The following is an 8189-nucleotide window of genomic DNA, read 5'->3' as shown; positions in this document are numbered from 1 at the left end:
GAAGGGCAAAAAATCCACTTGCAATACCACCACTTAATGCCTGAATCTTTATAGGGTAGGGAGGTGTACCATCAATAGACTTCAAAATAGCCATGGCTTCATCTATAGCCATATTTGATTCCACAAATTTTCTTGAAAAGTCATTTACTTCAGCAATTTTATTAAGGTTAATAACCCTCTTATTAACTCTTTTTACATATGTAATCATATCATTAAGATCTTCACCATCGGTATCAACTGATATAAAAATTCCTGTAAGGGTGACATAGGCTTCAACATAAGGAAAATTTCTCGATCGACATATTCTAATAATGGTGTCTTCAACCCTATAGGTTTCAGCACCACTCCGTAACATAATCTCTGCTGCATAAATCGCCATAACCAGCAATTTTTTTTGATTAACGACACTCATAAAAGCACCTCCAAAATACTAATATTATACCAAATATATGTCTATTATAGTATTCTTTTTATTAAAAAATGCTTGTAAAAAGGATATGTTAAGCAAATACTATATATTAAAGAATTATAACTTGTAATATTTTAGAAAAAAATCTATAATAATGTTATGTCAAAAATCGATAAAGCCGAAGGGAGAAGTGGTTATGAATTTTGAATTTTTGAAGAAAGCTGACCCTGAAATCTATGAAGTTATCCAAAAAGAAACAAAAAGACAGCAGGGTAATATTGAACTGATTGCATCTGAAAACTTTGTTACTGAAGAAATAATGGAAGCAATGGGGAGCCAACTAACAAACAAATATGCAGAAGGCTATCCTGGTAAGCGTTACTACGGTGGCTGTGAAGAAGTGGATGTTGCAGAGGATTTAGCACGAGATCGTTTAAAAAAGCTTTTTAATGCAGAACATGCCAATGTTCAACCACATTCAGGAGCAAATGCAAACATAGGAGTATACTTTGCTATTTTAAAACCAGGTGATACTGTTCTTGGAATGAATTTATCCCACGGGGGCCATTTAACCCATGGAAGCCCTGTAAATATATCAGGTACATATTATCAATTTGTTGACTATGGAGTAGATAAAGAAACACAAGTGATTGACTATAATGAAGTGGAAAGAATTGCAAAGGAAACTAACCCTAAGCTAATAGTTGCTGGTGCCAGCGCATATTCTAGAATTATAGATTTCAAGAGATTTAGAGAAATTGCTGACAAGGTAGGGGCTTATTTAATGGTTGATATGGCCCACATTGCAGGCTTAGTAGCTGCAGGCTTACACCCTAACCCATGTGAATATGCTGATTTTGTTACAACAACCACCCACAAAACATTAAGAGGACCAAGGGGTGGAGCAATACTTTGTAAAGAAAAATATGCTAAAATGATTGACAAGGCAATTTTCCCTGGTCTACAGGGAGGCCCTTTAATGCATGTTATAGCTGCTAAAGCCGTTGCCTTTAAGGAAGCCTTAAGCCCTGAATTTAAAGGATATCAACAACAGGTTATTAATAATGCAAAGCGACTTGGAGAAGAGCTGGTTAAGCGTGGCTTTGACCTTGTATCGGGTGGTACTGATAACCATTTATTATTGATAGACCTAAGAAATAAAAATATTACTGGAAAAGATGCAGAAAAACTACTGGATGAAGTAGGCATTACAGTTAATAAAAATACCATACCATTTGATCCACAGAGTCCATTTGTAACCAGCGGTATTAGAATCGGTACACCTGCTGTAACTACAAGAGGCATGAAGGAAGAGGATATGGTTAAAATTGCAGAAATTATGGCAACTATAATAGATAATCCAGAAAAATTAAATGAAGCTTCTGAAATGGTAACACAGCTTTGTAGTCAATTTAAGCTATATGAATAGAAATTAGTAACAATTCTTTTGCTTAAGCACTAAAAACACCAACTTTAAATTTGCGTTGGTGTTTTTTTATCCAAAGAAATAAGTAAAATTTAAAGAATTATTTAAATGAAATATGTTATTATTTGTAAATAATAAAAGGATATGTATGGCTTTTGTAGAAATAAAAACAATAATTTAAATTTTTTGGAAATGTAAGTAATCTGTTTTAGCTTCTAGAAAGTTTAATGAAATAATGAGTATTTTATGCACCAAAAATGAAGGTGGATAGATGATATGGATTTCAGAATAAAAAGAGTCTCAGGTAATCTTATAGTTACATTCCCTTATTCAATGGAAGTAGTGAAAGAAATTAAGGGTCTGGGAGGTGGAAAATGGGATCCAGATCTAAAATACTGGAAATTTAAATATTCAAAGGATATATATAATAGGTTAGAAGCTATAGGTAAAAAGTTTAACAACTTTTCTAAAACGACAAATACATATGAAAGTATTCCTATTCCATTTTCTGAGAAAACAACTGAGTTTATTAATACTTTAAAGCTAAAAGGCTATAGCAAAAATACTATTAAGTCTTACAAAGGCCACCTTTTGAAGTTCTTTCAATATATCGACTATGATTTATTGAAAATTAATAGCCTTTGGGTGAAAAAATATACTTTACATTTATTAGACTCAAATGGATTGTCCCATTCCTATGTAAACCAAGCAATTAATTCAATTAAGTTTTACTTTCAATATATAACAGAGGATATAGAAAGTATTGACAAAATAATTAGACCTAAGGTTGAAAAGAAGTTACCTCAAATTTTAAGTGAAATAGAGGTAAAGAAAATATTTGATGTTACTACTAATCCTAAGCATAAGCTGTTATTAATGTTGACTTACTCTGCAGGATTAAGGGTAAGTGAAGTAATTAACCTTAAGTTAACAGACATTGACAGTGACAGGATGCTTTTAAAAGTATGTCAAGGTAAAGGCAGAAAAGATCGCTATACATTATTATCTTAAATTGTTCTTAAGGAATTGAGGGATTACTACAAGAGATATAGACCAGAGAAATTTATCTTCGAGGGACAGAATAGTAATTCTTTAACTGAAAGAACAGCACAACGCGTTTTTAAGAACGCGATTATAAAGGCTGGTATTAATAAGGATGTAGGAATCCATTCATTAAGACATTCATTTGCAACTCACCTATTGGAAAATGGCACAGATTTAAGATATATACAAGAACTTTTAGGACATAATTGTTCAAAGACAACAGAAATTTATACCCATGTTTCAAAAAAATCGTTAACAAAGATAATGAGTCCAATGGACAGACTTTGAAAAGTAACCTATAAGTAATATATACGACACATCGCCAGATATAACATCTATACATTTATATATACGACACTGTCGTAGATTTGGTAGTTGTACGACATACCAACCGCGGGGACTCCCGGGCTCCAGCCGTCGGGAGCATTGGAGAAACTAGCTACGATTGCTAGTACTCATATGTTGAAAAACATGAAGGAAGAGTTATTTATATAGAATGATAATAAGAGGTGTTAAGAATGACTATTAAAGATATTCCTCCTTGGGAGCTATTACAAAAGAAAATGACATGGGAACAACTAAAATTCATACATAATAAAAAAGTTTTGGATTTTGGAAGTGGAAATGGTATGACAGCTGATCATTTTGCTATAGATAATGATGTTATAGCAATTGAGCCAGATGAAAAGATGCTTTGGGATAGATTCGCAGAAAATGATTATATACAAATAAAAGGAGACAATAGGGAGCTTAAGAATTTTGAAGATGAATCATTTGATGTGATATTATGTCACAATGTGTTTGAGTATGCAGGTGAAAGAGAAAAAATTATTAAAGAATTTTCAAGGATATTGAAGACCAATGGCTATCTTTCTATTTTAAAACATAATAGGGCTGGAAGAGTTATGCAGATGGTAGTGTTATTGAATAATTTTGAACATGCCTATAAATTATTAGAAGGTAAGAATGGAAATTCACAACAGTTTGGTAAAATTAACTACTATGAAGATACAGAAATATTAGAATGGTCAGATAAATTTAAAATAGAAAGAACTCTGGGTATGAGAACGTTTTGGGATTTACAGCAAAATCAAGAAATTCATAAAGATAAAACATGGCAAGAGCAGATGTTGAAAATGGAATTGCTGGCAAGTGAATTGGAAGAATATAAAGCCATAGCATCCTTTCATCATGTTATTTTACGAAAAAAGTAATGAAAGGTATAAGCATAATATTTATTTCTCATTCTTCTTATAATGCGTAATATTATATATAGATTTGTCCAGCCTTGACTCCGCCGTGCGGCTGGACCGGTTGGTACATCGCACAACAATGTTTTTGCGGAAGGTGCTGGTAGGCACGTTTTTAGGGAAAGGTCAGCGCACCACATCTCTTCACCGGGAACGAAGTTCCGCCAAGGGGTCAGACTTTAGGGTCCGGTTCAGAGACGTCGCAAACACGAAACGTTACCAGACACATCAACTGGGGTTATACATAGTAGATAATTTGTTGTGATTGAAATAAACAAGATAGGACTAGGCTTCGTAATGAGTTTTTAAGGTTGGGGTTTGAAGGTTAATAAAACTTGTCGGGGTAGGGCTTGAGGGTTTCGATTTATTAGGGTCAGCACTTTCGGGTGTCGGTGTAAGAAACAAAAATTTTACTCGGAATTATGGTAAAATATAACAAGGTGCATTTGCAAAGATATATTTCGATTACATATAATAAATGACCTAAATACCAAATAGTATTATTGATTTTATAAAATGATTTGATTGCTAGAGTAAGTATACAGAGTCGATTTATTAGGGTCAGTTCTTACTGGTGTCGGAGAAAAGAAAAAAACAAGATAGTGTGATAAAGAGTTTGGGTGTTCTTATTTATATATATACAATAGAAGGTATTAAATGATTTTTTTGTCGAGGTAGAAAATTTACTGCTAGATGCATCTGGTAACACAATGTTTGCAGAAGGTGCTAGTAGGCACGTGTCAAGGGAAAAGTCAGAGCACCACATCCCCTCGCCGGGAACGAAGTTCCGCCAAGAAGGTCAATCTCTGAGGTCCGGCTCAGAAACGTCGCAAACACCCGTCCGTTATACAACATTGGCATAATCATTTCAGGGTGGATTACTTGGGTCTTAATTAAAACAGATAGCTAGTATATTTAGATTATTTAGTTCTTTTGGGAGGTATAGGCATGAAGAAAAAGAGCATTATTTTAGCCGTATTATGCGTTGTCTTAGTAATATTTTATATTAAATTAACAGATCGCAAAAACGTGAATATTCTTAATGAATTAGAAGGTGAAATCTATTATCTTATGAAGGATGATGATCATATTTCAAAACTATATAAGTCCGATGCTAACCTTAAAAATAAAACTCTAATTTATAGTCATAAAGGAAAAGGGATGACATCATCAGGGGGGTCTAATGATAATATAATTGATTTTAGATATTATACTGAGAGTAAGAAGATTGAATTCGAGGCTATGCATAATGGCGAATGGTCTATTTTTGAACTATCAATGGATGGATCAGAACCTAAATATCTTCGTAAAGCAAAAGAAATAAAAATAGATGATAAATATAGAGTTTTTAATGTTGATGTGGATTATATCAATCTAGTTAGCGAAAATTTTTATATACATGAGAAGAATGATTCAATATTTATTAACATTGAGGGTAAAGATAAATGCATTTTAAAATATAGTGGTTTTGTAAGAAGTGATATATCTGGTGCAACAGGGTATACACCGCAAGGACTTTCACCTGATGGTAAATTCTTAGTATATGGTACTACAGGTAGCACAGGGTTTGGATTTCTTCTAGGGGAATACAAAAGATTTATAATTAATTTAGATACTAAGGAGTATACAGAGTATATTAATTCCCAAAGTATACAATGGGTGATTGAAAAGTAGTGAGAAAGGGATTTCAGAATAAGGGTTTTATTGAGTTAGGCTTTGTAGCTGATTACGCCAAAGTCGCATAACAGCGTGTTTTCAACACAACTGGAAAACGATAGGATTGTTGCGTCGTAAACACGCAGAACGTTATATGAAATGACTATATCGGAGCTATTCTTTGGAGTTTAATTATTAGAAATCGATTTAAAAAGGTACATATTTCCGAAAAAGTATATTAAATTTGAAGGAGAATTTATATGAGAGGATTATTTTTGTATGGATTAGGCTGTACGAATGAAATATGGAAAGAAATGAAAAGCTATTTATTTAATATGGATATCACATATGTCGAATATCCACACGAGATAATAAAAGAAGCTAAAAGTACATCAGATATAGCAAGCTGGGTTTTTGATAAGTACAGACATCAAGATTATGATTTTATAGTTGGTCATAGTATGGGTGGAATAATTGCTTTAGAGTTAGTTTCTAAATTTGAAATGCAGAGTGATAAAGTCATTTTTATTGAATCAAATATAAAATCCGCGGGAGCATTTTATAGGAACTTATTAATGCCAAAAAACATGGAAGAATACGGCGAGAAAGTTACTAGAATGATTAAAAGAGAAATTGAATATTATACAGGTAGTTTAATAGAGTCATTACAGGAAAATTTCGATTACTCAGAATACATAAAAGGCACAGAAAGCAATATTTTTGGAATTTATGGCGATCGAGGTGTAAAAAATTATACTAATAGAATTATAGACTTAAATTTAGATGATGAGATTTTAAGTAGAATAAAGTTCTATTTTATTGAAGAGTCATGTCATATGCCTATGATTGAAAACCCATCTGATTTGTATTTATCTATCAAAGATATTTTATGTGAAACTTAAAAACAATGTAAAACTAAAATGAAATAATATACAGTATCAATATTTGAGGATAGTTGTGGAAGTGAAAGGTGTCGTCACTCCATATAACAGCATGTTTACGGGAGGTGCTGGTGGGCACGTTTTGAGGGAAAGATCAGCGCACCACATCCCTTCACCGGGAACGAAGTTCCGCCAGGGCGGTCTATCTTTGGGGTCCGGCTCAGGGACGTCGTAAACACGGAGACGTTATGCGACAATATATAACTTTTAGGGAGGAACATAATGTGGAAAATTTTTTAGCAGTTTTAGCTGCACTAATGCCAATAGTAACTATTATTCTGACTGTAATTCTAAAAGAGAAATTTACTGATAAAGTATATTCAAATTGTAAACCATATAATAAATATAGGGGCAATTGGGTTCTCAATACACTTACTTGGTTAGTTTATAATATACTTGTATTTGAAATAGGTATACTTGTACATTTTGGTATATTGTTATTAATTCTAAATATGAAGTTTTATTTTGATAGCCTATTAATGATTTTTACTGCTATGATAATTGTTGAGTCGCTGTTATTAGCGTTTTATTTATATAAAACGAGCAAAAACAAGTTAATAGCAAATAATCTCGAATCGTTTAAAAAAGCTAGAAACCTTTTATTAACTATAAATTTTCCTATGTCAGCTATGTTTACGATTGGAATTTTGTACGTTATAGGATTTTATTTAGACAAAAGTATATCAATCGGTTTATTTTTTATTGTCTCGAGTATAACTTTAACTATAATAGGAATGAGTTACTCAAAAAATTTTTACATAAGATATTTACCAAAGTTCAAATTTATAGTAATTTTGACTGATGGTACTAGTATTGAGTGTGATGAGATAACAGAAATAAAAGATAAACTTATTATAGAAAAAAATATATCAACAAATAGTTGTAAAAAACAGCAGTTTATAGAAAAATCATTAACAGATATAAAATGGATTGAAGCAGAAGTTGAACTTGCTGAAATATGAAAATAACAGTCAATCGTCGCATAACAATGTGTTCACGGGAGGTGCGGGCTGCACGTTTAAAGGGAATGGTCAGCGCACCACATCCCTTCACCGGGAACGAAGCTCCGCCAAGACGGTCTAACTTTAGGGTCCGGCTCAGGGACGTCGTAAACACGGAGACGTTATAGGAAATAGTGATATCGGAGATTTTATTTGGGGTCTATTGAAAAGAAGAGATAGTACACAATAGTAAGAAAGTGCGTAACAATAACTATACATATTTAAGGGGTGAATAAATGAGTTTTATAAGATTGGAAACAGAACGTTTGATTATACGTGACCATATAGTTAGTGATTTGGATACTCATCATCAGCTATTTTCAAATTCAAAAATCATGTATTACCTTCAAGATTTAAAGACTCATACAATAGATGAATCAATGAAGAACCTTCTATTAGCGATAGAAGAAATTAGCAACAATAATAGGACAAAATATTTTCTAAGAATTGAAAAGAAAGATA

7 protein-coding genes and 1 pseudogene are annotated in these 8189 nt (G+C 32.5%); 7 read left to right on the top strand and 1 reads right to left on the bottom strand.

The window, feature by feature from the left end:
* A partial coding sequence (locus BLP68_RS20960) for a threonine/serine exporter family protein (protein WP_143003143.1) occupies positions 1-412 on the bottom strand: 412 nt, incomplete at its 3' end.
* Between the two features lie 193 nt (positions 413-605).
* On the opposite strand from BLP68_RS20960, the gene BLP68_RS20955 reads away from it, so the two are divergent.
* The 7 genes and pseudogenes from BLP68_RS20955 to BLP68_RS20925 all read left to right on the top strand — a co-directional run.
* Positions 606-1838 (top strand): serine hydroxymethyltransferase, encoded by a 1233-nt coding sequence (locus BLP68_RS20955; RefSeq protein WP_091547691.1) that lies wholly within the window; start codon positions 606-608, stop codon positions 1836-1838.
* 273 nt (positions 1839-2111) lie between these two features.
* Positions 2112-3167, top strand: a pseudogene (gene xerA / locus BLP68_RS20950) (site-specific tyrosine recombinase/integron integrase).
* A gap of 230 nt (positions 3168-3397) precedes the next feature.
* Positions 3398-4093, top strand: coding sequence for a methyltransferase domain-containing protein (locus BLP68_RS20945; RefSeq protein ID WP_091547689.1), 696 nt, complete (start codon positions 3398-3400; stop codon positions 4091-4093).
* Between the two features lie 984 nt (positions 4094-5077).
* Entirely contained in the window at positions 5078-5803 is a 726-nt protein-coding gene (locus BLP68_RS20940) for a hypothetical protein (RefSeq protein WP_091547688.1), read from the top strand.
* 242 nt (positions 5804-6045) lie between these two features.
* Complete coding sequence (locus BLP68_RS20935; RefSeq protein ID WP_091547686.1) at positions 6046-6687, top strand: alpha/beta hydrolase; 642 nt, start codon at positions 6046-6048, stop codon at positions 6685-6687.
* Between the two features lie 263 nt (positions 6688-6950).
* Positions 6951-7688: a hypothetical protein gene (locus BLP68_RS20930; RefSeq protein WP_091547685.1), complete on the top strand. Its 738-nt coding sequence runs from the start codon at positions 6951-6953 to the stop codon at positions 7686-7688.
* Positions 7689-7963: 275 nt separating this feature from the next.
* Positions 7964-8189, top strand: a 226-nt coding sequence (locus BLP68_RS20925; RefSeq protein ID WP_330389259.1) for a hypothetical protein, incomplete at its 3' end; no start/stop codon positions are given.

It is taken from the genome of Alkaliphilus peptidifermentans DSM 18978 (assembly GCF_900101495.1).
Lineage (GTDB): Bacteria > Bacillota > Clostridia > Peptostreptococcales > Natronincolaceae > Alkaliphilus_C > Alkaliphilus_C peptidifermentans.
The sequence above is the reverse complement of the archived record's forward strand: the minus strand, read 5'-3'. Positions and strand labels throughout refer to the sequence as shown.

What these genes read in the sequence shown, in the direction of transcription:
- BLP68_RS20945 (WP_091547689.1), top strand. Translation starts at nt 3,398, where the DNA reads ATGACTATTAAAGATATTCCTCCTTGGGAGCTATTACAAAAGAAAATG.
- BLP68_RS20955 (WP_091547691.1), top strand. Translation starts at nt 606, where the DNA reads ATGAATTTTGAATTTTTGAAGAAAGCTGACCCTGAAATCTATGAAGTT.
- BLP68_RS20935 (WP_091547686.1), top strand. Translation starts at nt 6,046, where the DNA reads ATGAGAGGATTATTTTTGTATGGATTAGGCTGTACGAATGAAATATGG.
- BLP68_RS20940 (WP_091547688.1), top strand. Translation starts at nt 5,078, where the DNA reads ATGAAGAAAAAGAGCATTATTTTAGCCGTATTATGCGTTGTCTTAGTA.